The organism is Elusimicrobiota bacterium, assembly GCA_026388095.1.
In the GTDB taxonomy this organism is placed as follows: domain Bacteria; phylum Elusimicrobiota; class Elusimicrobia; order UBA1565; family UBA9628; genus UBA9628.
This window is the reverse complement of sequence record JAPLKL010000044.1, coordinates 79,559-105,469: the sequence shown is the minus strand read 5'-3', so window position 1 is coordinate 105,469 and position 25,911 is coordinate 79,559. Positions and strand designations below refer to the sequence as shown.

Annotated in this window: 18 protein-coding genes; 4 read left to right on the top strand and 14 right to left on the bottom strand. The window is 68.5% G+C overall.

What is annotated here, in order from left to right; genetic code table 11:
- Positions 1 to 88: 88 nt before the first annotated feature.
- The 3 genes from NTY77_10850 to NTY77_10840 are packed head-to-tail and all read right to left on the bottom strand — an operon-like array spanning position 89 to position 4,895.
- Complete coding sequence (locus NTY77_10850; GenBank protein MCX5795983.1) at positions 89 to 748, bottom strand: response regulator transcription factor; 660 nt, start codon at positions 746 to 748, stop codon at positions 89 to 91.
- Positions 745 to 3,921, bottom strand: coding sequence for a histidine kinase (locus NTY77_10845; protein ID MCX5795982.1), 3,177 nt, complete (start codon positions 3,919 to 3,921; stop codon positions 745 to 747). Before NTY77_10845 ends, NTY77_10850 begins: the two co-directional genes overlap by 4 nt.
- 35 nt (positions 3,922 to 3,956) lie before the next feature.
- Positions 3,957 to 4,895 carry a LysR family transcriptional regulator gene (locus tag NTY77_10840; GenBank protein MCX5795981.1) on the bottom strand — a complete coding sequence of 313 codons (939 nt, stop codon included), beginning with the start codon at positions 4,893 to 4,895 and terminating at the stop codon, positions 3,957 to 3,959.
- Between the two features lie 83 nt (positions 4,896 to 4,978).
- On the opposite strand from NTY77_10840, the gene NTY77_10835 reads away from it, so the two are divergent.
- Complete coding sequence (locus tag NTY77_10835; GenBank protein MCX5795980.1) at positions 4,979 to 6,562, top strand: aldehyde dehydrogenase family protein; 1,584 nt, start codon at positions 4,979 to 4,981, stop codon at positions 6,560 to 6,562.
- A 3-nt stretch (positions 6,563 to 6,565) separates the two neighbouring features.
- Here NTY77_10835 and NTY77_10830 read toward each other — a convergent pair whose 3' ends face one another.
- From NTY77_10830 to NTY77_10805, 6 genes are all read right to left on the bottom strand, one after another.
- Positions 6,566 to 7,702, bottom strand: coding sequence for a catalase family protein (locus tag NTY77_10830; GenBank protein MCX5795979.1), 1,137 nt, complete (start codon positions 7,700 to 7,702; stop codon positions 6,566 to 6,568).
- A gap of 68 nt (positions 7,703 to 7,770) precedes the next feature.
- Complete coding sequence (locus NTY77_10825; GenBank protein ID MCX5795978.1) at positions 7,771 to 8,523, bottom strand: methyltransferase domain-containing protein; 753 nt, start codon at positions 8,521 to 8,523, stop codon at positions 7,771 to 7,773.
- A complete protein-coding gene (locus NTY77_10820) occupies positions 8,520 to 9,653 on the bottom strand; it encodes a type III polyketide synthase (protein ID MCX5795977.1) in 1,134 nt (377 codons plus the stop codon). The genes NTY77_10825 and NTY77_10820 overlap by 4 nt, the downstream gene beginning before the upstream one ends.
- On the bottom strand, positions 9,646 to 10,851 hold the full coding sequence (locus NTY77_10815; GenBank protein ID MCX5795976.1) for a U32 family peptidase: 1,206 nt from the start codon (positions 10,849 to 10,851) through the stop codon (positions 9,646 to 9,648). Before NTY77_10815 ends, NTY77_10820 begins: the two co-directional genes overlap by 8 nt.
- 1 nt (position 10,852) lies before the next feature.
- Positions 10,853 to 12,877, bottom strand: a complete 2,025-nt coding sequence (locus NTY77_10810; GenBank protein ID MCX5795975.1) for a M48 family metalloprotease — start codon at positions 12,875 to 12,877, stop codon at positions 10,853 to 10,855.
- Between the two features lie 525 nt (positions 12,878 to 13,402).
- On the bottom strand, positions 13,403 to 15,205 hold the full coding sequence (locus NTY77_10805; protein MCX5795974.1) for a protein kinase: 1,803 nt from the start codon (positions 15,203 to 15,205) through the stop codon (positions 13,403 to 13,405).
- Between NTY77_10805 and NTY77_10800 the strand changes: the two genes are divergently transcribed.
- From NTY77_10800 to NTY77_10790, 3 genes are all read left to right on the top strand, one after another.
- Complete coding sequence (locus NTY77_10800; GenBank protein MCX5795973.1) at positions 15,204 to 15,503, top strand: hypothetical protein; 300 nt, start codon at positions 15,204 to 15,206, stop codon at positions 15,501 to 15,503. The two genes, NTY77_10805 and NTY77_10800, sit on opposite strands and share 2 nt — an antisense overlap.
- On the top strand, positions 15,500 to 15,724 hold the full coding sequence (locus tag NTY77_10795) for a hypothetical protein (GenBank protein MCX5795972.1): 225 nt from the start codon (positions 15,500 to 15,502) through the stop codon (positions 15,722 to 15,724). Before NTY77_10800 ends, NTY77_10795 begins: the two co-directional genes overlap by 4 nt.
- A gap of 211 nt (positions 15,725 to 15,935) precedes the next feature.
- Complete coding sequence (locus NTY77_10790; protein ID MCX5795971.1) at positions 15,936 to 21,137, top strand: AarF/UbiB family protein; 5,202 nt, start codon at positions 15,936 to 15,938, stop codon at positions 21,135 to 21,137.
- Here NTY77_10790 and NTY77_10785 read toward each other — a convergent pair.
- The 5 genes from NTY77_10785 to moaC all read right to left on the bottom strand — a co-directional run bounded on the left by NTY77_10785 (position 21,111) and on the right by moaC (position 25,910).
- Positions 21,111 to 22,778 (bottom strand): DUF2478 domain-containing protein, encoded by a 1,668-nt coding sequence (locus tag NTY77_10785; GenBank protein MCX5795970.1) that lies wholly within the window; start codon positions 22,776 to 22,778, stop codon positions 21,111 to 21,113. The two genes, NTY77_10790 and NTY77_10785, sit on opposite strands and share 27 nt — an antisense overlap.
- Positions 22,775 to 23,581, bottom strand: coding sequence for a DUF364 domain-containing protein (locus NTY77_10780; GenBank protein MCX5795969.1), 807 nt, complete (start codon positions 23,579 to 23,581; stop codon positions 22,775 to 22,777). The genes NTY77_10785 and NTY77_10780 overlap by 4 nt, the downstream gene beginning before the upstream one ends.
- Positions 23,582 to 23,586: 5 nt before the next feature.
- A complete protein-coding gene (locus NTY77_10775; protein ID MCX5795968.1) occupies positions 23,587 to 24,048 on the bottom strand; it encodes a DUF4279 domain-containing protein in 462 nt (153 codons plus the stop codon).
- Between the two features lie 454 nt (positions 24,049 to 24,502).
- Entirely contained in the window at positions 24,503 to 25,450 is a 948-nt protein-coding gene (locus NTY77_10770) for a molybdopterin-binding protein (protein ID MCX5795967.1), read from the bottom strand.
- 1 nt (position 25,451) lies between these two features.
- Positions 25,452 to 25,910 carry a cyclic pyranopterin monophosphate synthase MoaC gene (gene moaC, locus NTY77_10765; protein MCX5795966.1) on the bottom strand — a complete coding sequence of 153 codons (459 nt, stop codon included), beginning with the start codon at positions 25,908 to 25,910 and terminating at the stop codon, positions 25,452 to 25,454.
- Position 25,911: the final 1 nt, after the last annotated feature.

Here is a 25,911-nt window from a genome sequence, read left to right as displayed (position 1 = left end):
GCCAGCGGCGGTCCGGGGAGACCCGATGGTCATTCTACCTTTTAACGGCCTGGGCGCAATCGGCCGCGCGCGCCGCCGGCGCGGGGAGCTAGGTGAGCGAAGTCAGCCCGTTCTGGATGGCGTACTTGGTGAGGCCGGCGATCGTGGCGATCTTGAGCTTGCGCGACAGATGCTCCCGATGCGTTTCCGCCGTCCGGACGCTGATGCCCAGCTTGCGCGCGACCTCCTTGTTGGCCAAGCCCTCGGCCAGCAGCGAGAGCACCTGCCGTTCCCGATCGGTCAGGGCGGCAGCGCCTTCGGCCGCGGCGGGCCTGGTGCCGGGGACCAGGAGCGCGTCGCTCATGTCGGGAGGGAAATGCAGGCCGCCCCTGAAGACATGCCTGATGGCGTCGAGCAGATGCTGCGTCGGCTCGTCTTTCGTCACATAGCCGTGCACGCCGCACCGGGCCATCCTCACCACATACTCCTCGGTGGCGTGGATGCTGAAGGCCAGGAGCTTGGCCTTGGGCACGAGCTGGCGCAGGCGCTTGGCCAGCTCCCCGCCGTCCAAAGACGGCAGGCTGACATCCAGGACGATGACGTCGGGCGAGAGCTTCTTGCCCTTGCGCAGGGCCTCCGGGCCGTCGCAAGCCTCCCCGACCACCGCGATCGAATCCTGGTGGGACAGATAGGCGCGCACTCCTTCCCTCACGATGGGATGGTCGTCCACCAGCAAGACCTTGATCGGCGCCGGAGCCCGGCCGTTCATCTCCGGCCCCGGCCCGCGCCGTCCAAGGGAGCCCGGACCACGAGCCTGGTCCCCTGCCCCACCTTGGAGTCGAAGTCCGCGGTCCCCCCGATGGAGGCGGCCCGCTCCCGGATATTGACCAGCCCCCCCCGCCGCCGGCCCTCCATGCGCAGCCGGGCGCCCGAGCAGCCGCGTCCGTTGTCGCTGACGACCAGCTTGAGCGCGCGCCCCGTCCGCGACAGCGACACCGCCACCCGCGTCGCGCGGGAATGCTTCCCCACGTTATGGAGCGCCTCCTGCGCGATGCGGAAGACCGTCAGCGCCAGGTCGGGCTCGACGAGCTTGGGAGCGCCCGCGCCCCGGAACGCCACGGGGACGCCCAGGCGCTTGTTGAACTCGCGGCAAAGGCCCCGCAGGGCCGGCTGCAGGCCGAGGTCCTCCAGCTCCGAGGGCATCATGTCCTGGGAGACCCGGCGGATCTCCGCGACAGCGCGGTCCAGGACCTGCGTCGCGCTGGTGATCCTTCGGCGCGCGGTGTCCGGCAGGACGCCGCTCTCCCCGGGCAAGGATTGCAGACGGAATTTCACGCCGGAGAGCATCTGGCCGATCCCGTCATGGAGCTCGCGGGAGAGGCGCTTGCGCTCCAGCTCCTGGGCCGACACGACGCGCGCATGCAGCGACCGGAGCTCCTTCTCGGTCCGCTTGCCGGCGTCGATGTCGAGCCAGGCGAGCACGGCGCCGTCGGCCGCGCCGACCTCGGTCCGGTAAGGCCGCATCCAGAGCTGGTACCAGCGGCCGTCATGGCGGACCTGCAGCCCTTCGCCGTCGGCGGTCCGGATCACTTTCCTGAGCGTCCGCTCCAGATGGGGGACGTGGGACATGAAACGGCTGTGGAGGATGGAGCGCCCGACCTCGGCGCGGGGGATGTGGAGCTCCTTCTCCGCGGCCGGGGTGAGCAGGCGGATGCTCAGGTCCGGCCCCAGCAGGATGATGGGGATGTTGATGTTGGCCAGGAGGTTGGTCAGGTCGTTGTTGCTGCGGCGCAGGGCCTCGTTGCCTTGCCGCACCTCATCATTGGAGGTGATGAGCTCCTCATTGGTGGACTCGAGCTCCTCCTTGGCGGTCTCGAACTCCTCGTTGATGCTTTGCAGCTCCTCGTTGCCGGAGAGGAGCTCCTCATTGGCGGACTTGAGCTGCGCGTTGGTGGCCTCCTGCTCCGCGATGATGGACTTGAGATGCTCGTCGGAGACGGCCAGGTCCTCTTTGAGCTGCAGGACCCGGGAGGCGTGGGCCGCGGTCCGGGCCCGGCCGCCGCCCTTCGTCTCGGGCGCCGCCGGGGCGGCCTCCTCGAAAAGGATCAGGTAGCGGTCCTTAAGGCCGCCGGAGGATTTGATGGGCGCCACTTCGACCTGGACTCGCGGGCGCGTGCCCGCCGGGCGAGGCGGCGCCACGGTCTTGCGCACCGAGGCCCCCGACTTCTTCGCCATGTAGAGCGCCGCCCGCAGCTCAAGAAGGAGCTCTGCGGAAGCCATCCGGCGCAGGTTCAGGCCCGGCTTGCCCGGCAGCGGCCGCAGATACGAGGTGGTGTCCCCGATGAACCGGAGGATCTCCAGCTCGCCGTTGACGATGACGCCGTCGGGGCGGAACCGGGCCGGCAGGATGTCCGCCAGCCCTCCCTGCGGATCGGCAGGATCCGCGCTCCAGTCGCCTTCCCCCAGAGGGCCGTGCTCCGAGACCGGCACGGATTGCGTCCCCGGGAAACGGCTCGGCACCACGGCCTCCAGGTCCGTCTGCGCCGGCGAGGCCCGCTTGGAATAAAGCTTGCGCTTGGCATCCAAGGTCGAGAACCGCTCCGACATGTCCCCCACGGTCTCCGAGCGGCCCAGCATGAGCACGCCCCCGGGCTTGAGGGCGTAATGGAAGATGCGCAGGGCCTTCTCCTGCAGGAGCGGCCCCAGGTAGATCAGCAGGTTGCGGCAGCTGATCAGGTCCATGTTGGAGAACGACGGGTCTTGCGCCAGGTTCTGCCGGGCGAAGACGCAGCGCTCGCGGATGGCCGGCGCGACCTGGTAGCCGCCCTCCGTCTCGATGAAGAAGCGCCGCAGCCGTCCGGGAGCCAGTTCCGCCGCGAGTTCCTTGGGGTAAAGACCGGCGCGGGCTTGCCGGATCGCGGCGGCATTCACGTCCGTGGCGAATATCTGGAAGGGCAGGCCCACGGCCTTGGCGTCCAGGAACTCGCTCAGGTTGATGGCATGGGAATAGGCCTCCTGGCCCGTGGAGCAGCCGGGGACCCATATGCGCACGGGCTTGGCGGAGCCGCGCTTGAGGAGCCGGGGGTAGACCTGGCTCTTCAAGGCCCGGAAGGCGTCCGGCTCGCGGAAGAACGAGGTCACGGAGATGAGCAGGTCGCGATAGAGCGCATCCAGCTCCACGGGATCCTTTGCCAGCGCGCAGGCGTAGCTCTCCAACTGGCTGATCCGGCTCAGGGCCATGCGCCTCAGGATGCGCCGCCGCAGCATGCTCTGCTTGTAGAGGTCGAACTCGACTCCCTTGGCGGCCTGCAGGAGCGCCAACACCATCCGGAAAGACCCCGCCCTACGGGGATGCGCGGCCTTGACCCGCCGGTGCCCCAGCCTCCTGGCGATCTCCGCCGGGGGAAGCACGAAATCCACGCAGCCGGAGCGCGCCGCCGTCTGCGGCATGCGCTGGTGCGCCGCCGTCTTCTCATCCTGCGCGAAAGTGGTTCCGCCGCCGGCCTTGATGGCTTGCAGCCCTTTCGTGCCGTCCGACCCCTCCCCGGATAGGAGTATCCCGATCGCCCTGGGCCCTTGATCCTTCGCCAACGAGGCGAAAAAGCCGTCGATGGGGTTGCTGCGTCCGGACTTGGCGCGCAGGCGCAGGACCCCGCCTTCTATGGACATCTCCCGGTTGGGAGGCACGATGTAGACCTGGTCGGGCAAGACCAGCTCGCCGCCGCGCACGGTGCGGATGGGGAGCCTGCTGGTCCGGGCCAGGATCTCGGCCAGATGGCTCTCGTATTGGGGAGCCAGGTGCGGGAACAGCACGAAGCCCATGCCGGTATCGAGCGGCAAGGAGCTCAGCAGCTGCCCGAAGGCTTTCAAGCCGCCGGCGGAAGCCCCGATGCCCACGATGGGGAAGCTCCGGCCATGGCCCTGCCGACTCTGATGTTTCACGCTCGACACCAACATACGACTTTGAAAACCGCTTTTCAAGGACCTCGGCGCGGGGCCCGCCCGATGGCGTCGCCGAACTCGCCCACGGTCATGCCGGTCAGGAAGCGCGTGAGCAGCCGGTTCTTCTCGCGGCCGGCGCGGGCCCGCTTCTGAAAGACGCAGAAGCGGTCCTCCAGCAGCTTGAGCCCCGGGAAGACGACCCGCAGCCGTCCCCGGGCCAGGTCGTCGAGCACGGCGTACTTCGGCGTCAAGGCCACGCCCAGCCCCTCCGCCGCGGCGTTGATCATGCCCCGGATGTGGTTGACCGCGATGACCCGGCGGAACACCGGCCGGCCGCCCTGCGGCACCGCCTCCAGCATGTTGCGCCACCATGCCCCTTCCTTGTCCAGCGACAGCACCGGCAGGCGCTCCAGGTCGCGGGGCGTGGAGACCGGATTGCGCTTGAGAAAAGACGGCGCGGCCACCACCGCGTATTTCTCGCGGAACAGGCTTATGCTCTCGACCGCTGGGTTCTGGTGCGGACGGCAATCCACCGCCAGATCGATCTCATCGCGCAGCAGAGGCTGGGTCAGCTCATGGGAGAAGAGGAAATCCACGCGCAGTTCGGGATGCGCCTCCAGCAGGGGCCTCAGCTTGCGGATGAGCACGTGGCTTCCGAACTCCACGTTGGCGCCCAGCACCACGGCCTTCTCGATGCCGCCTTCCGAGCGCGCCAGCCGCTCTGCGGCCTCGTCCAGCTCGCCGAAGACGCGCTCGCAGACGCGGTAGAGGTATTCGCCGTCGTCGGTCAGCGCCAGCCGGCGGCCGCGCCACTCGACCAAAGACCGGCCCAGGCCGGCTTCCAGCTTGCGGATGGCGTGGCTCACGGCCGAAGGGGTGAGGTGCAGGCGCTCGGCGGCCGCGGTGTAGTTGCCGCTGCGCGCCGCCTCCCGCAGGACCTCCAGCTTGTTCAGGTTAAGATGAAATCCATTCATTCTGTATATGAAAACATATCGTTTTGTTCATCTCAAGAGCGGTGCTAGACTAGAATGGAGATAAAGGAGCACAGGAGGAGGCGATGCCCACCGTGATGGAAAAAGACCTGAAGGTGACTTACACGACGTCCGCCGCGGACCTGGAGGCCATCCATGCCCGCTTCGATTCGGCGCTCGCCGAAGTGCGCGGCCGGCTCGGGCGGGACTACCCCATCTACATCGGCGGCAAGCCCATGCGCAACGGCCAGAGCCCGCTGCTGGACCTCTCGCCCATCGACACCTCGATGGTCCTGGGCCGGTTCACGGCCGCCACGGTCGAGCAGGCGGTCCAAGCCATAGAGGCGGCCGCCGGAGCCAAGCAGGCCTGGGGGACGCGCACGCCCTGGCAGGCGCGCGTTGCCATCATGCGCAAGGCCGCGGCCATCGTGCGCCGCCGCAAGTTCGAGCTCGCCGCGATCATGAGCCTGGAGGTGGGCAAGAACCGCCTGGAGGCCCTGGGCGACGCCGAGGAAGCGGCCGACCTCATGGAGTACTACGCCGCGCAGATGGAGGAGGCCGGCGGCTTCATCCGGAAGATGGGCTCGCTCACCCCGACCGAGCGGACCACGGATATCCTGCGGCCCTACGGGGTCTTCGTCTGCATCGCGCCCTTCAACTTCCCCATGGCCTTGGCCTCGGGCATGACCTCGGCCGCCTTGGCGGCGGGAAACACCGTGGTCTTCAAGCCCGCCGGCGACACCCCCTGGACCGGCCTCTGCCTCTACGAGGTCTACCGGGAGGCCGGCGTGCCGGCCGACGCGTTCCACTTCATCACGGGCAAGGGCTCCGTGATCGGCGACGCCCTCTGGCAGCATCCCAAGGTGGACGGGATCGTGTTCACGGGCTCACAGGAGACCGGGATGCGCATGTTCCGCGGCTTCAGCCGGAAGTGGGTCAAGCCCTGCCTCATGGAGCTGGGCGGCAAGGGCCCGGCCATCGTCATGGACAGCGCGGACCTCGACAGCGCCGCCGACGGCGTGTATAAGTCGGCTTGGGGGATGCAGAATCAGAAATGCAGCGCCTGCTCGCGGGTCTACGTGCACCGCAAGGTCGCCGAGGCCTTCCTCGCCAAGCTCATCGCCCGGACCAAGGCCATGAAGATCGGGGATCCGACCCGGAGGGACGTGTTCTACGGGCCGCTCATCAACGAGGCGGCGGTCACGACGTGGGAGCGGGCCGTGGACCTGGCCAGGCGGGACGGCGAGATCCTCCACGGCGGCCGCCGTCTCCAGGACGGAGCTTTGGCCAAGGGCTGGTTCGTGCAGCCCACCATCGTCAAGGCGCCGCTCTCCAGCCGGCTATTCCTGGACGAGTACTTCGTCCCCATCCTCCCCGTCGCCGAGGTGGAGAGCCTGGACCAGGCGCTGGCGGAGAGCAACAAAGCCGACTACGGCCTCACGGCCGGAATCTTCAGCGCCAAGGAAGAAGAGGTGGCGCGGTTCTTCGACGAGGCCGAGTTCGGGGTCCTCTACGCGAACCGCCGCAACGGCGCCACCACCGGAGCCTGGCCCGGCTGCCAGCCCTTCACCGGCTGGAAAGGCTCGGGCTCGGGCGGCAAGGGCGGCCTGGGGCCCTACTACGTCGCCCAGTTCATGCGCGAGCAGAGCCGGACCGTGGTCACGGAGTGACCGCTAAGGGTTGTCGCCGGCGTCCGGTTCCCGTCGGACTTCGTGATTGTAATCGTGGCGGAACTTCGAGACCGCCTCGTAAACCACTTTCCTGGCCCTGTTGATGTTGCCCAGAGGCCGGTGCGCGGGCAGGCTGTGCCAGGGAGTGAACGAGAGGTTCTCGCAGAAGCGCATCTGGCTTGCGCCCAAGAATTCCTGGACGGGGATGGTGACGGTCGCGACGGGGATGAACGCGGACTTGCGTTGGTCCCAGGGGATGCGCGCGTCTTCCACCGGCATGGTCTCCGGATCAGAGCGCTTCTGCACCATGAATCGGAAGCAGGCGGGCTTCCCATCCCGGACATCCAGTGACCTCTGCATGTTCAGGCGCAGGTAGTCCGGCGAGCCGGCGAAGTGGTTCCGCGGGTCCGGGCTCCCGGAGCAGGGCTGCGCGGAGAACTTGATCACGTTCTTTTCGCCCAGCAAGTAGGGGGTCGTGCTGAAATAAGGGGAAGACAGCGGGCTCACCATCTTCTTTCCCTTCCTCGCGAGCTGGAGAGCCGCGGAGAACTCGGTCCAGCGCCAAGGCAGCCGGCCGAAGAAGAACCAGGCCGGGCTCGAGCCCTTGGCGACCAGCTCGAAGAACTCGACATAGTCCTTGCTGTCCTTGATGAAGAAGGCGTCGTGGTTGAGCATCAGGAAATCCTGGGTCCTGGCGCCCTTTTCGCTCTCCAGGAGCTTCTCCCCGGCGACTCCCATGAGCTTGACGGCCATGCCGCGGGCATCGGCCGCTTTGTCATCCTGGATCTTGGGACCGCCGCTGGAAAAGCGGATCCACGCCGCATATTCCTTCCCCGGCTCGGCGAAGACCCCCGCGCGGAGGTCCGCCGGGACGTCCTTGTCCACCGTGAATGTCGCGCGGACGCAGCCATGCTGCTTGGCGTGGACGTCGCGCGTCATCAGCCCCTGATTCTGGGCTCCATCTTTTTTGAGTCTGGCCTGGCTCAGCTCAGCTATCTCCGCGACCAACGCGCCCTCATCCGGCGCGATCTGCTCGCCGGATGATCCATCACGAGCGGCCGGCGCTTGGCCTGCGCCCGTCGGAGCCGATGAACACCCGAGGATGGACGTCAACAGGATCCCCACGCACAATTCTTTCATAGGTCCAGCCTCCGAGCTGATACTCTACTCATCCCGCGCCCTGGACCGCAATGCGGAGTTTTACGAGGTCAGGGTGGTAGGATCCCGGGTCCGCCCTGGGAGCGGATGTATCTGCGGACGACCATGCGCCAGCGGAAGGCCCAGCGCCAGGATATCTCGGGGGCGGGCAAGCCGGCGCGGCGCGCCAGGTCCTCGAGTTCCGACCTGCGGAAAGCGCGCAGCACCGAGAGCGGGGCGTCGTGACGGATGAGGCGGTTCTTCGAAAGAAGGGCCGTCAGCCACTTGATGGAGCAATAGGCGGCCGGGTGCCGGTGCAGGTCGTTGATCACCAGCCCCCAGCGGCAGAGCTCGTACATCCTGGCCAAGGCCCTGACCGCCGCCTCGTCGGGCAGGTGGTGCAGGAGCAAGGCCGCGTGCACGATGTCGTATCTCCTCGTGGGGGGCAGGTCGAAGAGGTCCTGGGCGGAGAATTCGAGGCCGGGCAGGCCGGCGGCGCCGCGGCGCGCGCAAGCCGCGGCCTCCGGCGCGCGGTCGATGCCGTGCACGCGCGCGGTCAGGCCCCGCCGGCGCGCCCACTCCACGATGCGCCGCGCCGTGTCGCCCCCCCCCGAGCCCACGTCCAGGACGTCGAACTCCCGGCAGCCGGGCGGGATGAGGCGCTCCAGCGCGCCCAAGGTCGTGCCGTAGCCTCCCAAGGCCGAGTTGATGAAGGCCAACTCCCTTAGAGTCTCGGCCAGCTCCGCCGAATCCAGGCCGGAGGCGTCGATGAGCTCGAGGGCCTGGCTGCGCGCGGCGAAGTCCGGCCAGGCGCGAGCGCTCAAGGCCTGAAGAGCACGGCTCCCTCCATGGTGAGCCCCGGCCCGAATCCCAGGGCCGCGACGGGGCTTCGCGAGCCCCGCCGCAGCTCGCGGTCCAAGACGAAGAAGATGGTCCCGCTCGACATGTTGCCGCAGGAGCTCAAGACCTCGAGCGAGGATCGCACCTGCGAGCCGGTCAGGCCCAGCGCGGACTGGACCTCCGCGACGATCTTGCGTCCCCCGGGGTGGATGGCCCAGGCGTTGCCTCCCGGCTTGAGCCCGGCGCGGCCCAGAAGCTCCGCGACGAAGCCCGGCGCGGCGGTCTTGAGGCGCGCGGGCACCTCGCGGTCCAGGCGCATCTCGAAGCCCGAGGACCCGATGCGCCAGGACATATGCTCCAGGCTGTCCTTTTCGACTCGGCTGTGGGTGGCCGCCAAATCCGCCAGCCCCTTCTGGAACCGGCCGGGCCGGGCGTAGACCGCGGCGGCCGCGCCGTCGGCGAAGAGGCTGTTGGCCACGATGAAGTCGGGCAGGGCCCGCTTCTGGAAATGCAGGCTGCAGAGCTCGACGCAGACCTGCAGGACCACGGCCTCGGGCTCGGCCCCCAGGATCTGCCCGGCCATCCTCATGCCGGTGAAGCCCGCGTAGCAGCCCATGAAGCCCAGCACCGCCCGGTGCACCCGGGGCTCCAGCCCCAGACGGCCGATGAGCAGGATGTCGGGGCCCGGGGCGAAAAGCCCCGTGCAGGTCGTGAAGACCAAGTGGGTGACCTCGGCGGGCTGGGCGCCCGACTCGCGCAGAGCCTTGCGGCAAGCCTGCTCCGCCAAGTCGACGCTCCATTTTTCGTAGACCTTCATGCGCGCCGCCGTGGTCGGGAAGGGCTCCAAGGCCCAGTTGGGCGGATAGAATTCGAAGTCCTCGGGGGAGTCCTTGGTGTAGTCGGCCAGGACGCTGTGCCTCTTGGCGATCCCCGAAGAGGCGTAGATCTTGTCGAGGAAATCGAGGGTGACCGCGCGCCGGCGGCCCTTGAGCGTGGCCGCGGCCAAAGAGGCCATGAAGCGTTTGACGACCGGCTGGCCCGCTTGGTGCGGGGGCAAGGCCGTGCCCAGCCCGTAGAGGCGGGCCCGGCGCGGCGCGGCGCGCGAATCAGACACCCCAGAGCCCTCCCGCGGCCATGGTCTCGTCGATCTCCGCGTACTTCCCCAGCACCTCGGCGCGGTACCCGGGCGAGATCGAAACAGCCTGCGCGGCGATCCGCTCGCAATAGCCGCAGGCCTGACAGTCCAGGGAGGCGCAGTCGCGGTTGCGGAAACCGTCCAGGAAATCCTCCGGGATCTTCCGCGCGTCGATCCGGATGGGACACTCCGGCAGCGGCGAGAGCATGCCTTGCAGTCGCGCCAAATCGAGCAGCGGTTTCAGCCGCAAGGGATTGGCCTGCCGCGGCTTCCAGAAGTGACGCAGGGTCCAGAACGATTCCTTGCGCAGCGGCTCCTTCAAGCCATGCGACAGCAGCAGCTCGGCCAGGTTGCCGGCGAACCGCCCCTCGCTGTAGGCTTTGACGCGCCGCAGCAGCTCCGCCGACGGGAGCCCCCGTTCCAGGAGCTTGAACGTCTTGTAGCCCATCGCTGCGTAGGCGGCGATGTCCTCCGGCCGGATCCATGCCGCCTTGATGAACTGCGACGGGTCCGTCAAGCGCGTCCGCGAGCAGCGCAGGAAGCAGTAGTCGATGAAGAGCGTGCCGGTCCCGTCGGACGCGTGCGCAAAGCCGTTCTGATGATAGGTCTGCAGAGGGCAGTTCAGCAGGCAGACATGGTTCGCTATGAGCTGCAGGTCGCAGCGGACCGCCTGGCGGATGGCCGCCAACCGGCGGAAGTCCCGGTTGATCGAGAAGCTCTCCAGCGTGAGCGCGTCCGCCCCGAGCTCTTCCCAGAAGCGGGCGCGCCGGGGCGTGTCCACCTGGGCGTAGATCCCGACCCTGACCTTGAACTTCGGGAAGCGGCGTTTGACCAGTTCCAGGAGAAAAGGGGTGGAGACGGTGACCCGGCGCACACCCAGGTCGCCCAGCTTGGTCAACAGGGCCGTCATCCGCTTCTGCCAGGGCCGCGTCCATTCGTGGTTGCCGAAACAAGCGCCGTTGAGGAGATAATTGAAGGCGATGCCGTGACGGTCGAGCAGGCCGATGTAACGCCGCAGTTCCGCCTCCGAGAGCGGGGTCGCCAGGTAGCGGGGCCGGCCGCCGCTGACGCCGTCGGCGGGGAACTTGCCGTAGACCTCGTCGACCGGGTAGGCGGCGAGCGCCGGGACCAGTTCCGGATCGTAGTTCGCCGCCAGCGAGAACACGGCCGCTTTCATGTCAGAACATCCCGAGCATCCCCAGCACCCCGGCGGCCAGCGCCAGGAACGCGAACACGTACTGCCCCTCGAGGCTGTAGCAGGTGCTCTCCTTGCCGTCGCAGACGAAAGAGCGCAGTTCCAGATAGGGCACCGGAGCGCGCCGGTACCAGCCCTTCACGCTGAGCTCCTGGCCGATGAGCCCGGGCACCCGCCCGATGGCGAAGATCCACTGGAAGACGGCCAGAGGCTGGCGGTAGTCGAGCAGGATGAAGCCGGTCTTATCCTGCAGGACCAGGTCCTCCGAGACGATGAAGCCCGGGACCCCGCGGCCGATGACCCGGCCCTGCAGCGCCGCGGGCACGCCGCGCACTCCCGAGACCTTCACCTTCTTGAGCACGGCGCTCACCGTCATATCCGGGCAGAAGCCGCCGCGGTACTTGAACCACAGCCGGCATAGGCTGCCCGCGCCCCAGCCCGCGGCCGCGCCCCACCAAGTCTGGGCCCCGTGGATGCCGGCCAGAGAGTTGGAGAGCACCGCGGCACCGGCCATGAGCCAGGGCAGCCAGAGGAAGCCCAGGTCCACGAGGAACTCGTCCCAGTAGCTCTCCGGCTGGCGCAGGTCGAAGTCCACGTAAGGCTCCTGCCCGTAGGCCGCGGCTTGGCGGCCCAGCTGCTCCAGACGCCGCGCGGGAAGAGGATGCGTGGACTGCAGCTCATAGTATTTGGCCCAGGGATTCCAGAGGTCCCACTGCATGGCGCCCAGGATGTTCTCCTTGGACGGGGCTCCGGCGCGCGAGAGCGAAGCCGCCACCAAGCCCAAGGCGCCGACCGGGTCGAATATGCCCAGCGCGCGCACGGTCTCGTGGGTCGCCGACTCCTCCTCCTTCGGATCCGGACGCCGCCCGGCCAGGCCGTAGGCGATCTTGACCAAGGCCGAGGCCAGGCTGTTGGGCTGCCGCGTGAGCTCCCCTGAGAAGCGGTCCGCGTAGAGCTCGCGCACGCGCGACAGGAAGAGCACCACGTACTCCGTGACGTAGTAGAGGAGCAGAGCCGTCATGCCGATGAGGAAGACCTGCCCCCGGCCTTTGCGGCTGCCCGAGGAGGAGGGCTTGCGGCGGCAGCACACCTTGTAGATGGTGTAGAGGACCATGGGCACCAAGGCGGCGGCGGTCATGACCAGCATGTCCCAGTGCGCGATATGGCCGAGCTCGTGGCCGGCCACGGCCTCCAGCTCCCCGGGCTCCAGGATATCCATGACGCCGCGGGTCAGGACCAGGCGCGCGTCGCCCGGATAATGGCCGTAGGTGAAGGCGTTGGGGTTGCCGTCGTCTATGATCCCGCACCTCGGGAACGGGATGCCTCGGTCGCGGCAGGCCTTGCTGATGAAGCCGCGCAAGTGCTCGGGCAGGTCCGCGGCGTCGACCCAGCGGAACTCGTGGAACCAGCGCAGGCTCAGGTCCGTGAACCAGGGCCCCAAGATGAAGCTCAGCAGCAAGGCCGCGGCCGAGCCGATGAAGATATAGTCTAGGGGCAGCTTGAGATACGCCACGGCCGCGGCGCAGAAGCCCATGAGGACGGCGTAGAGAGCGAGTAACACTCCCCCGGAGCGCAGGGCCAGGCTGGGCAAAGCGGCCATGACCACCGCCCGCCCCGGAACCGCGGCAGGGGCCGGGGCCGGCGCGGCCGGCTTGGCTTCAGGCTCGGGCCGCAGCTCCAGGTCGAGCATGGACTGCAGCGCCGCCACCTCTCCCGCGTCGAACCAATTGCCGCCGCATTGCGGACAGGCGTCGATGACCGGGCCCGGAGCGGGGAACCTGGCCTGCGTCATCTTCACCTGGCAGCGCGGGCACGGCCGCAGCCCCGGGGCGGTGTCGCCATAGGCTTTGACGAGATCGTCATGGAGCGTCTGCGGGTACCGGACGTAATTGTAAATCTCGCCTTTGTCGAGCCAGACCCCGCCGCAGGCGGAGCACAGGTCCACGAGTATGCCGCTCGGGCCGAGCCGCTCTTCCAGGGATTGTTCCGCGCATTTCGGACAATTCATGCCCGGATTATAACAGAGAGGCCCTGCCATTGCCAGCGCGGGAATCATCCAACAACGGCTATGGTCACTTTCTTGAGGTGCTTGACGCGGCGCGGCAACCTCAACCCTTGGTCAGGTTTTCGGACGTCTGTTTTCGGATGTCTTGATAGGGCTCCCTCTTTGCCAATGCGAGGGGAGTCCAAAAAGGCTATTCCAATCTCAGATCCGCCGGCCTTTGCGACCATCAGTTCTCTCGGTCGGTTTTCGTTCCCCTCCGTTTTTGAAAAAATTACCATTTATTTTTCAGCGCAATCCGCATCGCGCGCGCGATGTAAATTCTGTCTATATTTTCGGCCTTATTTTTTCAAAAACGGAGGGATATTCGCCTTCGCTTGAAGTCCATTGGCGCCTCTTCCCGCGATATGCCGACGCCAAGTAAGATTGAGGAGGGCCGGCCGGCGAAGGGACCCCCTTGTTTCGACGGCACGGCCTCGTTTTATCCGGGGCTCATCTTTGGCTCAGACGCTGCCGCGCCAAGGCGCGGCCTCAGCCTAGGAGCGCGGCGACCAACTCGGAGCCGGAGTGGAAGCGGTCCTCGGGCCGCGGCGACAGGGCCCGGGCCAGCGCCGCGTCGATGCTCGGCGGCAGGTCCGGGGCGACCGCGCTCGCCGGCATGAAGCGGCCCTCCCGCTTGTGACGCAGCTGCTCCGGCCCTTCGAAGGGGCGCCGGCCGGTGAGCAGCTCGTAGGCCATCACGCCCAGAGCGTAGAGGTCGCTCTCCTTGGACACCGTGCCGTCGTGCTGCTCCGGAGCCATGTAGGGCATGGTCCCCAAGGTCTTGTCCAAAGTCTCCTGTGAGCCCCCGTTGCTGGAGCGGTGGGCGATGCCGAAATCCATCAGCTTGGCCACGCCCTCGTTGGATATCACCACGTTGGCCGGCTTGAGGTCGCGATGGATGACCTGCTTGGCATGGGCGACATCGAGCCCCGCCGCCACCTGGCCCAGGATATGCGCGGCTTCGGGCAAGGAGAGCCGGCGCTTGGAAAGCAGCAGGTCGTATAGGGGGAGGCCCGCCACGAAGTCGAAGACCAGGAATATCTCCCCCGCCTCCTGCAGGGCCGCGTAGATCTCCACGACGTTGGGATGCCGCACCAAGGCCACCAAGCGCGCCTCCTCGAGGATCTGCTCGTCGCCGATCTCGCGGCGCAGCTCCGCGCGCATCATCTTGATGGCGACCTTGCGCCGGATGGCCGTGTCGAAGCCCTCGAAGACCTTGCCCATGCCGCCCTCGCCGATGAGCCTCTCGATGCGGTAATTGGACCCGATGACCGTGCCCACGTCCACTCTCGCGGTCTTCGCAGCCCGCGCGGCCTTGGACCGGCGCCGAGCCCAGAGCCCCAGCGGCAGTCCGGCGGCCAGCAGCGCGCCCAAGGCCCAGACCTCGGCGCGGCCCGCCCCCGCCTTCCCGGACCCGGCCGGCGCCTCCCGCCTGGCCTGCGCGTCGGCGAGGAAGGTCTTCAGGGACGGGTCGAGCTGGGCGGCCAGGACGTACTCCTGAAGGGCCTCGGCCGGGTTGCCCAGCCCCTCCAAAGCCATGGCGCGGTTGAGGTGGCCCAGAGCGTTGTCGGGCGCGAGCTTGATGACCGCGTCCGCGTCCTGCAGAGCGAGGTCGTAATGGCCGCGCTTGTTGTAGGCGAAGGCGCGGGCGTTGAGGGCCTTGATGGAGTCCGGGGCCAGTTTCAGGGCCTTGCCGGCCTCCTCCACGGCCGAGTCGTAGTCGCCGAGCTGCGCCAGCGCCTCGGCCCGGTCCGCGCGCGCCTTGGCGTCGTTGGGGTTGGCGTCCAGGAGCTTGGCGGTCTCCAGGAGCACCTCCCGGGCGTTCTTCGCCGCCGCATCCTCGGGGTCCTCCGACCCCAGAATGGGCGCGCCCCCCTCTGGGATGCTGGAGCCCGAAGCCCCCGGCGTCGGGCTGATGGCGCCGGAGCTTTGGGGCTTGGAGCCGGCAGCCTCCGCAGTCGGGATACGGGGGATCCCGGAGCCGGCTTCGAGGGTGTTGAGCCCGCCGCTCTGCAGCGGCGTCGCGCTGGCCACAGCGCCGCCGGAAGCCTGGGAGAGAGGCGCTGAGCCGGATTTGGCCTGCGCGGCCTGGGTCTGCCCCGCCTTGGGGTCCTGGCGCGCCCCCTCAGCGCTGGACACGAGGGCGGCCGCGGATTCCAGCAGGTAGGCGGCCAGCCCCCCGAACTGGTCCAGCGCTTGGCCCGCCGCCACGGTCTGGGGCGACTGGGGGATGGCGGCCAACCCGCTCTTGCCCGCGTTCACCGCGGCCTTGATATCGGCCGGGCCGACCATGGGCCGCGCAGCTCCCGGGGGGGTGGACGGCGCCGGTCTGGCCGCGGTCGGCGCCGACGGCGCCTGGGGCGTCGGCCGGTCCGGCCGCGGGGCCTGGACAGTCGGAGCCGGAGCGGACTGGGGCGCGGCGGTGGCGATCGGCGAGGTCGGTGTCACGGCGGCCGGCGGGGCGATGGCTGCCGGGGTTGCGGGAGTCGGCGTGGTTGCGATCCCGCTTGCGGCCGCGGGAGGGCTCGGGAAGAGGAAGGACTTGATGCTATCTAGAATGGTCGGCGGCCTTTTCTGCCCTTCATCATGATCACCATCGTGGCGATCTCCCCCGCGACCACCCCCGTACCCGCCGCCCCCGCGCCCGCCATCCTGACCTTGCCCGCCTCCGCGGCCGCCCCCCTGATCGCCGCCGCGCCCTTGGCCGCCACCGCCCCCGTGGTCGTGTGCGGCGCAGACGCTGGCCAGCGCCAAGAGCGCGGCCGCCAGGAATGCTGTGCTGCGGGGCATCGACTTGCGCATAGGGTTTGATATCCGCCGGGCGCGAGGGCCGCGCTTAACAAAAGTGTAGCCCCTGCCGTCCCGGCGCGCAATAGGGAAAACCCTCGTTACCAAAATTTTATCTTCGAGGTCCCGTGCCGGTGGGTCCTAGGGCCTAAAGCCGAACCGTCCTTTTTCCGGCTGATGACTGCCCCAGCGGCCCCTGGCGGAAGAGAGGTCCAAGGACTATACTTAGTCCAACGTGATTCTCGCGCGAAAAATCTTGCGCTGGGGCGCGCTCTGGGCGCTTTTGGCTTCGGCTTGGCCGCCGGTCCTTCTCGCCGGACAGACCAAGACCGCGGGCCAGGAAGCCGTTGTCCAGCCCGCGCCCGTGGTCGGGGTCCCAACCATAGGCTCCGGCCAGCTCTCGCCCGGCCCATCGGCCGCCTCGCTGCAGCCCCTCTCCGGAGCCCTCCAGGGCCTCCCCGGCGCCCCGGTCCCCAAGCTGGCCCCTTCGGCGCTGACGCCGGCGACGGACCTGCCGGTTGCGATCACCCCGCCCGCAGCGGAGCTCAAGGCGCCGCAGACGCCCGCGCCCGAGAAGCCCGCCTCCCCCCTGCAGGGCCTCCTGGAGAACGCGCCTCAGGCGGCCGAGACCGCGGCGAAGAAGGACGTGTCCTCGGCCAAGGAAGGCACGGCTGACAATTTCTACAGCGCGGCGCGCCTGGGATCAGAGACGCCGGCCGAGTCCGCGGTTTCCGCCGACTTCCCCGAAGCCTCGGCGCAAGTCTCTGCGGCGGCGGCACTCCAGCCCGCGCCGCTCAAGACCTCCCCGGCCGAGCAGAAGGTCCTCGACAAGATCGCCGATGAGCTCGGACCCGTCATCGCCCGGGCCGAGGCGCCCGGCCTCTACTCCGTCCTGGAGACGATCTTCTCCCGGCTCAGCGCGGCCCAGCAGAAGCTCTTCCCGGCCGACGCGGTCTCCATCAACCATATCCATGTCATCGACACCCCCGTGCTCAACGCCTTCGTCTATCCCATGAAGGCGGCGGGCGTGCGCCGCTCCAGCAACCTGGTCTTCGTGACCACCGGCCTGCTCAGGAAGATGCTGGGCGACGACCCGGCCCAGCTCAGGGCAGGCCTGGTCCGCGTCGTAGGCGTCCTGTCCCATGAGCTGGCCCATCCCCTGGACAACATCGACGCCGAGGGCATCCTGACCAATTACGGCAAGGAGATCGGCGGCCAGGCCCGGGAAGTCCGCGCCGACTCCGAAGGCGCCATGATCGCCAAGGAGGCGGGCTACCCGGTCGACAGCGTCTACGAATCCCTCAAGCGCCTCTTCGCGGGCGAGGCGGACAGAGGCGGGATCCTCTCCTCCATGTCCAGCACCCACCCGCAGAACGACCTGCGCCTGGCCATGCAGCGCATGCTGCTGACCATGGACCGCTACGAGAAGGGGACCCGGATCCCCTCCTACCCGGAGGACGTCCCGCCGGCGGTCCTGTCCGAGCTCGCCGGCATCGACCAGGGCGCCGCCGCCGGCCGTTTCCACGCCCCGAAGGACCTCGCGGAGGCGCTCGCCCGCCTGCAGAAGCTCTCCGAACTCAAGCGCGGCGCGGCCTACAAGGAGGTCGAGTTCAACCGCCTGGTCTTGAGCGTGGACGCGCTGCTCGCCAAGCGAGGCGCCGACCTCGGCGACGAGGAGTTCCGCCTCTTCACCGATATCAACCGCCTGCTGGCCAAGCCGGGCGGCGGCCTCGACCTCGCGGACCGCGCGAGGATGAACCTCATCTTCACCGAGGAGACCCACTCCCAGGAGTTCCTCGCCTATCCCTCGCACGAGACCTTCATGAAGAAGGTCCCGGCCTACAACAGCCAGCGCTACCTGGACTGGGTCCAGGCCAACTACTTCACCAAGACGGACCCCAGCTACGGCAGCGCCGAGAGAGGCCTCAACGCGCTGGCCAAGATCCTGCCTTCCGCACCCATCTTCGCTCTCTTCTCAGACCGCATCGCCGAAGAGCTCCTCGCGAACATGCGCTCCTTCACCAGCAGCCGCTACATCTACGACCAGTCCGTGGCCAAGGGCAAGTCCCCGGAATTCCAAGCCCGCCTGGCCGTGCTCTTCCACAAGAAGGTCATGCCCCGGCTCTCGCACGAGGAGCGCATCGCCTTCTTCATCGAGTCCACGCACGACACCTACTCCTACGTGTTCCCGGAGGGCCGCGATTCCACGGCCAAGAACTACAGCCTGGGCATACTCAAGCAGCGCATGCGCCTCATGGGCGACCCGCGCCTCAAGGGCCTGGCGCAGGACTACCGCGAGGCGCTGCAGTCCATCTGGGACAACCGGGGCTATTACGGCACGCTGGACCTCATCCTGGCCTTCAACGTGACGGATTGGGACTCCATCTTCGCCGTGCTCGGCATAGCCCCCCAGGCCGGCCGCAGCCAGCTGCGCCAGGCGGTCAAGGCGTTCGCCGAGACCCCGGCCTACGCGGGCGTGGTCAAGACCGTCCAGGCCAGCAGCCTCGACGCCTTCCGCATGCTCAAGATGGGCCACCCCATGGGCAAGATCGGCGAGCTCTCCTGGCTCGACGACACTTTGGGCCCGCATCTGCGGGCCGATTCCAACGAGAGCCTGAAAGCCGAGCCCGAACTGCACAAGCTGGCCAAGCAGCTCTTCGCCGGGTCCTATTACCAGTCGCGCCGCGAGGTCTTCCAGAATGAATACGGCCGGGCTTTGGCCGCGGCTTTGGCCAAGGCCGCGGGCAAGCCCATGAGCGTGGCAGAGCTGGGCGCGCTCCACGGCTCGGTCATGGACGACCTGGTGGGAGGCGCGCGAGTCTCAGGCGAGCTCGCGGGACTGCAGGCCGAGGCGCTCTCCCGCTCCCCCCTGTCCGCGGAGAACAGGAAGGAGCTCCTCCAGGCCGTGTTCCTGGAAGGTTATGAAGAGAACCTGCGCGTCAGCGGCCTGACCTACGACCGGGCCGGAGCCTGGCTGTCGCGCGAGGGAGAAGGCTCCAAAACGGTGCTGCGCGTGCTCGTCAAGAACGGCCTGGCCCAGGACGCCCGGGACCTTTTCGCCAGGCTCCTGGCCCGGGATGATTTCCGCAAGTCCGCCAAAGGGAACGGCTACTCGAGCTACGTCTCGGCCGTGAGCGGCTTCAAAGACGATCTGCTCTCCGGCCTGGACCAGGCCCTGGCCCGTGAGTCCACCGACCAAGGCAAGGCCGCCCAGCTCATCCTCTTCCTGGAGGCGGTGGCCGACCCCGCCGACGGCGACTATCCGGCGCCCGAGACCCTCAACACGCCGGAACTGCGCGACATCAAGACCCGCGCCGCCGCGCTCGCCTCCGGCTTGGAGGTGGATTTCCGGGGCCGGCTCAAGCTCTTCCGGCTCCTGACCGGGACCGGCGCCACTCCGGCCACGGACGCCTTCTTCCAGAAGCGCCTGGAGCCGGCCTTCGACGACGCGGCGGCCGCGGCCGCGGCTCTGCCCCTCTCCGCCATCCTGGAGCAGGGCCGAATCGCGGGCTCCGGCCTGCAGCTCTCCTTGACCCGCCGCCTGCTGGAACCCGAGGTCGCGCGCCTGCGGTCCCAGCCGCAGGACCCGGAGGGCTTGAACCGCCTCATCGAGACCATCAACGCCTACGTGCGGCAGGGCTCGCTCAAGAAAGACGAGTACCTCGAGAGCCTGGCCTGGCGCCTGAACCTCTCCGGCAAGGAGCTGGGCGCTTTCGTGGAGGACGAGAAGTCCTACAACTGGCGCAAGGCCAACCCCATGCTCCTGCGCTTCGGCTCGGCCCTGTCCGGAGAGATCGCCAAGCTCTCCCCCAAGGCCCGCTCCGAGTTCATCGCCTTCCTCATCGAGCCCGAGGGCCGGGAGCTGCCCGACCCCATCCTCAAGGAGCTGCAGCGCAACGCCTATTCGGCGGCCCTGGCCATCGACGCGGCCAAGGACAGCCACAGCTCCAAGGCCGAGATCAAGAAGGAGTCGGACCGGGCGGCCTACCTCATGAAGCTGGAGATCGAGGCCGCGCTCATCGACGCCTCGCCCTTCGAGCGCATCCCGCTCTTCGAGCTGCTCCTGAGCGCCGGCGGTCAGGCCCTGCAAAACGCCGAGGATTTCCCGGAAAACGTCACCCGCGCCTTCCTGCAGTACCAGCCGGACTCCAAAGAGGAGAAGATGCTCAAGGCGTACCTGCGGGTGGTGCCCGCGCACGAGAGGACGGTGAGCCTGGCCTACCTGCTCAGCCAGGCCGGGGAGAACAAGAGCAGCGTCAAGCACATCTTCGAGGTGTTCCAGACCGTGGGGGTCAAGTTCGGACAGCTGAGCTCGACCTGGAAGCTCTTCGGCGACGAGGTGGCGCGGGAGACGGCCTCGCTCAAGAACGACGCCCGGCCCATGACCAAGGCCGAGATCCTGGAGGCCATGCAGCGCGAGCTCACACCGGAGGAGCTGGCCCGCATCAAGACCTTGAAGAAGGTCATCGGCAGCGCCAGCCTCAAGACCGTGGTGGTCGTCGAGCTGACGGACGGCCGCGAGGTGGTGATGCTGCTGCGCCGGCCGCACGCGGCCGAGCAGATCGAGACCAACCTGCGCCTGGGCCAGGAGTTCCTGCGCGAGCTCGACCACATCGGCATGAGCCAGGCCTCGGCCATGTTCGACGCGGTCCTCGACGCCGTGCGCCAGCAGCTGGCCGAGGAGCTCAAGTTCACCAAGGAAGCGGAGAGCATCCGCACGGCCAAGAAGCACTTCGAGGGCTTGAACTCATCCATGCGCGCGAAGCTCGGAGGCTGGCGCTTCGCGGTGCCGGACCTGGTCGAGGGCTTCCAGGTCCGCGACTCCATCCTCTTCATGGAGAAGGCCGCCGGCACCACCTACGACAAGCTGTCCCCCGAGATGCGCGCCCAGGCCGGCCCGCTCATCGCGGACTCGGCGCTCTCGCTGCTGTTCCGCCAAGGCTGGTTCGACGCAGACCGCCACACGGGCAACCAGCTCATCGACCCGGAGAAGAAGATCATCTATCCGATCGATTTCGGGCAGGCCGCGGCCTATTCCAAGAAGGGCTTCTGGCAGAGCGACGACCGCTACGAGCTGGCCCAGTTCCTGCGGGCTTTCTCGGAGCGGGACGCGGACCTGGTCCTGTTCCACGGCGCGGCGATGGCGGGAGGAGGAGGCTCGCGGGACCTCTCCGCGCTCAGGGAGGAGCTGCGCAAGGTCCTCGCGGGCGAGGGCAGCATGTCGGACCGGCTCATCGCCTTGGTCTCGGCCTTCACCGAGCAGGGCCTGCGCCTGGACGGGAAGTTCACCTTCGGGGCCTTCAAGGGCCTCATGACCCTCTACGGCGAGAGCTATGTCAGCGAAGAGGGCTTCCGCGCGCTGCTGGCCCGCGAGATCGCGTCCTTGCTCAAGCGCAAGTTCCCTCGGACTTTAGCGGACAGCAAGGCTAGACGCTAGCTCCGCCTGGAGCGCGGCCGCCAGGGCCGCGGTATCGCCGGCTCCGGCGTCCCAGACCCGTTCCGGGGCCAGGCCCCAATGCCTGCGGACCTCGTCGATCAGGGCCCTGCGCACCACCCAGACCATGGGCTTGCGGCGCTGGCGCGCCAAAGCGTCGAGGCCGGGCGCCCAGCCGAGGCCCCGGAGCTCCATGGGGCCGACCTCGTCGACGAAGATGACGTCCGCGTCGCGGCGCATGGCCTCGGCCAGCGCCCGCAGCCCGAAGGCGAGCCCGTCGGGAGAGAAACGGAACGGCCCCTGAGCCGGCCAGCCCGCCGGTCCCTGGGTCCGGCACAGCGGCCGACTCTCACCGGTGCCCAGGTCCGTGATGTCGAAGCCGCTGCGCCGGCCCTCTTCCCAGAAGCCCGGCGCGTGGATGCCGCCGAGGCTTGCGCCCGCCTCGCGCAAGGCCTGCGCCGATGTCTTGACCAGGCTCGATTTCCCTTCTCCCTGCTCCCCGGTGATGATGAGCACTCGGCCCGGGGCCAGGGCCTCGAGCAGGGCCGGGGCGCAGGCGATGGCGGCGTGCAATGAGGCCACGGGTCTGCGCAGCAGTTGCGCCGGGGACGGCAGGCCGGTGAACACCGCGGGCAGGGATTCGAATGCCTGCTCCAGGGCCGCGAAGAACATGCGTCCGCCTCGGCGCTCCAGCCACGTGCGCAGGACCGGATTGCGCAGCTCCGTGCCGATGCAGGAGAAGCCCAAGGTCAGGACCAGCGCGCGCAGCCCCATCTGAGCGCCCGCCTGCCAGCGCCCTAGGACCAGGCCCGCCAGCACAGCGGCCAGGAGCAGGCCGGACCAGAGACTGGACCGCTTCATGATCCCGGCCGCGCGGGGATACTTCCAGACGCAGAGCCACGCGTAGGCGGCCGAGGCCGCGGCGAAGAGCCAGACCGGGAGCCTGCTGCCCAGCGACATGGCCGCGGCCACCGTGGCGGCGTGCAGGAGCAGCGCCGTCAAAGAGTATCCACCATGCTCCGGAACCGCCGGCCGCGGCGCCGGGGCGGCCGCCCCGGCCGACGAAACGGTCACAGCGTCCTCCCACCCAACGCGCATGCCCGCGACCGCGGCCGCGCCCCCGCCCAGAAGATGCGCGGACCAAAGCAGCAGGAGCGGCGACCAAGGGCTGCCCGGAGCGAGGTGGAGCCAGGCGCGGACCTGCTCCAGGCCTTTGACGTAGAGGGTCCAGGTCTGCGGGCCGTAATAGAGGAAGGTGCCCCCGAGCCTATGCCCCAGGGGCCAGGACATGGCCAGGCCTCCGGCCAGGAGATAGCCCGCGGGATTGGCTCCGCCCAGGAGCACTCCCGCCTCCAGCAGGAAGCCCTCCACGGAGATGGCAATCATGGGTGAGAGGATGACCGCGCTGGGAGAGACGGACTTCATGGCCGCGCAGATGAGCCCGGCGCGCCAGAGCAGGCCGCGCTGGGGCCAGAGCCTGTGCCCGGCTACCAGGATGGCGATGCCGATGCCGGTGAGGATGTTCCCGCTCAGGGGGATGCGCGCGTTGTGCAGGAAGCTGCCCAGGACGATCTCCGAAGCGGCCCAGAGGCTGCCCAGCACCGCGGCCTTGCGCCAGAGTCCGGTGCTGCCGGGTCGGCTCATGGGAGGGGAGCCAGATTGATGCGGCGGGCGCAGGTCCCGTAGAGGTGCCGCGCGCGCGCGCCCTGGGACAGGAGCTCCAAAGCCGCGTCCGGGTCATGGACCACGCAGCCTCCGGCCCAGCGCACGCCCCTGGCGAAGAGCGCGTCCGGCAGCAGGCTGCCGGACGGCCCGACCACGATGACCGCGGCCTTGGGCGAGGCCAAGCTCAGCAGGCCTTCCAAGGTCCCGTTGACCACGGTCATGCCGGTGATGACCAGCGCGTCGCAGGCCGGCACCACCTGCGCGGCTCTGGAGGCTGGCGCGTAGAGCGCCCTGTCCTGCTCTCGCAGCGCCGATTCGCGCAGCTCCAGGACCGTCAGGCGCAGACCCGCGACGGCCTTGAGCCGGTCGATGTAGGATGAGAAAGCGCCCACCAAGGCCACGCTCATGCCCGGGCGCAGCTCCAGGAGGTCGAGGGCGTCGCGGTCGTAGACGACCCGGTAGCGCCCGCCCTCCAGCCAGGGCGCGGAGAGGGCGTTGACGGCCGCCACCGCCAAGGCGCGCCGGAAGGGCTCATCAGGCCACGGTTCGAGCAAAGAGAGGACGGGCAGGCCGGCCAAAGCTCCGGGGGGATGAGGCACGGCCTTGCCGGAGGGGTGCTCTTCAGTCCTGGGAGTGCCGGCCAGGCCGCCGCGGCCGTCCGAGAGCTTCACTCCGGAAAAGACGACCCCGACCACGGCCTTCTCGACGCGCAGGCCGGCCAAAGCCGGGCCGTGCAGGACGCGCAGCCGGGCGATGGTCTCGGAAAGGAGCCCGGCGCGCATCGGCGCTAGAACTTGGGGGTCCCGGCGTCCGGTTCGCCGGAACCGGATGGGGCCCTGGCCGCGGCGCGCGCCGCGGATTCCACGAAGGTATCGATGCGCAAAACCGCTCCCATCACGGCGATCCAGCGCAGGTCGTCGCGCTGGAAGGTCAGCAGGGGCGCGGTCTTGCGGTGCAAGGTGCAGATGAACTCGACGATGCATTTGTCGCTCAGCGCCAGGGACCCGATCTTCTGCGCGGCCGGCGCGACCTTGCCGATGAGAGCGGTGATGTATTCCTGGAATGGGAGGCTGGCCTGCGCGCCGGACTCGATGACGAAGCCGTGCTGCCGGGCCGGGGCCCCGAAGGCGCCCAGGTGGTCGCCGATCCTCCAAAACTCGTCAGGCTGGAGGCCGATGCTGGCCTCGATGTCCTGCGGGGTCATGGTCAGGCTCGAGATCTTCAGGCGGACGTCGGTGTCCTGGCGCATTAGGCCTCCAAGCGCACGGTAGTGCGCTTGCACTGACCGTCGTCAGGAAATGCGTGACGGTCATGTGCTTAACGATGATTATGATACCACACGCGGGGCCGATGAGGCATCCCCGGGGAGCCGTTGTTCCGTCCCTGCACTCCGGACAGACAGGCGCAGCCTGTCTGTCCGGAGTCGCGCGCCCCTCCTGCCGGCCTTGCGGGCAGGGGCGCGCCAGAACCCCTAGAGGCTCGCCGCCGAAGTCATCCACCGACTCGGTGCGCGACGAGTCGCAGCCGGAAGAGTCATACATGAACTTGCCCCGGGGCAAGTTCGTGGATAACTGAGGGGCCAGGCGGCATGGGTGAACGAATCCGCCCAGCCCGGCGGAGCCGGGCTGGGCGGTGGCGCCCGGCACACGGCCGCCGGGCGCTCTTTTACGGCGTGGGGCCGGCGGACTGCGGCAACCCGGAAATCAGTGCCCGAGCCCGTGGAGCATAGCCAAGGCGTGCTCCAGGGACTTAACGATCTCCGCCACGTACTCGGCCGCGGCCTTGGGACTGCCGGGCAGGCAGTAGATGAGGGTGCGGCCCTTCACCGCGGCCAGCGAGCGGCTGAGCACCGCGGCGGGTAGGCGGTCCGCGTGCTTGAGCCGGACCTGCTCCATGATCCCGGGGATGAGCCGGTCCGCGAAGCCCGCGACCGTTTCCGGCGTGATGTCCCGCGGCCCGATGCCGGTGCCGCCCGTGGTCATGATGACGTCGCAGCCGGCCCTGCACAAGCCCCGCAGCCGCGCCAGAAGGTCCTTCTGCTCATCGGGGATGACGGCCCTCTGGAATCGCGGATGCCACCTCTTGCCCTTAAAGAAGTCTTCCAGAAGCTCCTGGATCTTGGAGCCGCTACGGTCCTCGTAGATGCCGGCGCTGGCCCGGTCGCTGAGAGTCAGTATCCCGATCCGCAGGGCCCGCGGCCGCCAGACGATCGGGTCTCCCGGGCGCACCACGCCGCCCCTGAGCACCCGCGCGAAGAGCCCGGCCTTGGGCATGACGCAGCGCCCCACGTCCTTGAACACGGCGCAGCCCTCGCCGTGGCAGGCCTTGCCGATCTGGGAGATCTCGAGTTCGGCTGGCCCCACACTGAGCCGGTCGAGCAGGCCCACCTGGCCCAAGTCCACGCCCCGGGTGGTGATGTTCTCCGCGAACTCCCCCGGCCGGAACCTTCGCCGGCCAGGCGCGGACTTGGAGAAGCGCTCCACGTCCTCGATGGCCAGCAGGCTCACCTGCCGATGCCAGGGCCCGGCATGGGCGTCGCCCTTGATGCCGGACGCGCCGAGTTCCACACGCTGGCGCGGGGACTTCGGAGTGCCCTTGCCTTCCGAGACGTTGAGGGAGACGACCTTGCCCGCGCCGCTCTGTTTGGCCATCTCAGAAGCCCTCGTCGCTCTTGCGCTTCTCGAGCAGCGTTATGTCCGAGATGACCATGTCCTGGTCCGCCGCCTTGCACATGTCGTAGACCGTGAGCAAGGCGACAGCCGCGGCGGTCAAGGCCTCCATCTCCACCCCGGTGGGCCCCAGGCATTTGGCACAGGCCTCCACGCGCACCCCTTTGGTCGCGATGCGCGCCTGGACCTCTACATGGGAAAGCTGCAAAGGATGGCAGAGCGGGATGAGCTCCGAGGTGCGCTTTCCCGCCTGGATGCCCGCGATCTGAGCCACTCCCAGGACATCGCCCTTCTTCATGCGGTCTTGCCGGATCAGCCTGAGCGTGGCCGGCCGCAGGCGGATGAAGCCTTCGGCCCGCGCGGTCCGGTACTGCGGCCTCTTGCCGCCGACGTCCACCATGCGCGCGCGTCCCTGCTCGTCTACGTGGCTCAGCTTCGGCATA

Coding starts and splice junctions, on each gene's coding strand:
- NTY77_10780 (MCX5795969.1), bottom strand. CDS start 23,581: ATGCGCGCCGGGCTCCTTTCCGAGACCATCGCCCGGCTGCGCGTCCTG.
- NTY77_10805 (MCX5795974.1), bottom strand. CDS start 15,205: ATGGTCGGCCCGGCCGATATCAAGGCCGCGGTGAACGCGGGCAAGAGC.
- NTY77_10850 (MCX5795983.1), bottom strand. CDS start 748: ATGAACGGCCGGGCTCCGGCGCCGATCAAGGTCTTGCTGGTGGACGAC.
- NTY77_10830 (MCX5795979.1), bottom strand. CDS start 7,702: ATGAAAGAATTGTGCGTGGGGATCCTGTTGACGTCCATCCTCGGGTGT.
- NTY77_10785 (MCX5795970.1), bottom strand. CDS start 22,778: ATGAGCCGACCCGGCAGCACCGGACTCTGGCGCAAGGCCGCGGTGCTG.
- NTY77_10835 (MCX5795980.1), top strand. CDS start 4,979: ATGCCCACCGTGATGGAAAAAGACCTGAAGGTGACTTACACGACGTCC.
- NTY77_10840 (MCX5795981.1), bottom strand. CDS start 4,895: ATGAATGGATTTCATCTTAACCTGAACAAGCTGGAGGTCCTGCGGGAG.
- NTY77_10775 (MCX5795968.1), bottom strand. CDS start 24,048: ATGCGCCAGGACACCGACGTCCGCCTGAAGATCTCGAGCCTGACCATG.
- NTY77_10815 (MCX5795976.1), bottom strand. CDS start 10,851: ATGAAAGCGGCCGTGTTCTCGCTGGCGGCGAACTACGATCCGGAACTG.
- NTY77_10810 (MCX5795975.1), bottom strand. CDS start 12,877: ATGAATTGTCCGAAATGCGCGGAACAATCCCTGGAAGAGCGGCTCGGC.
- NTY77_10800 (MCX5795973.1), top strand. CDS start 15,204: ATGGGCCGCGCAGCTCCCGGGGGGGTGGACGGCGCCGGTCTGGCCGCG.
- NTY77_10770 (MCX5795967.1), bottom strand. CDS start 25,450: ATGGCCAAACAGAGCGGCGCGGGCAAGGTCGTCTCCCTCAACGTCTCG.
- NTY77_10795 (MCX5795972.1), top strand. CDS start 15,500: ATGATCACCATCGTGGCGATCTCCCCCGCGACCACCCCCGTACCCGCC.
- moaC (MCX5795966.1), bottom strand. CDS start 25,910: ATGCCGAAGCTGAGCCACGTAGACGAGCAGGGACGCGCGCGCATGGTG.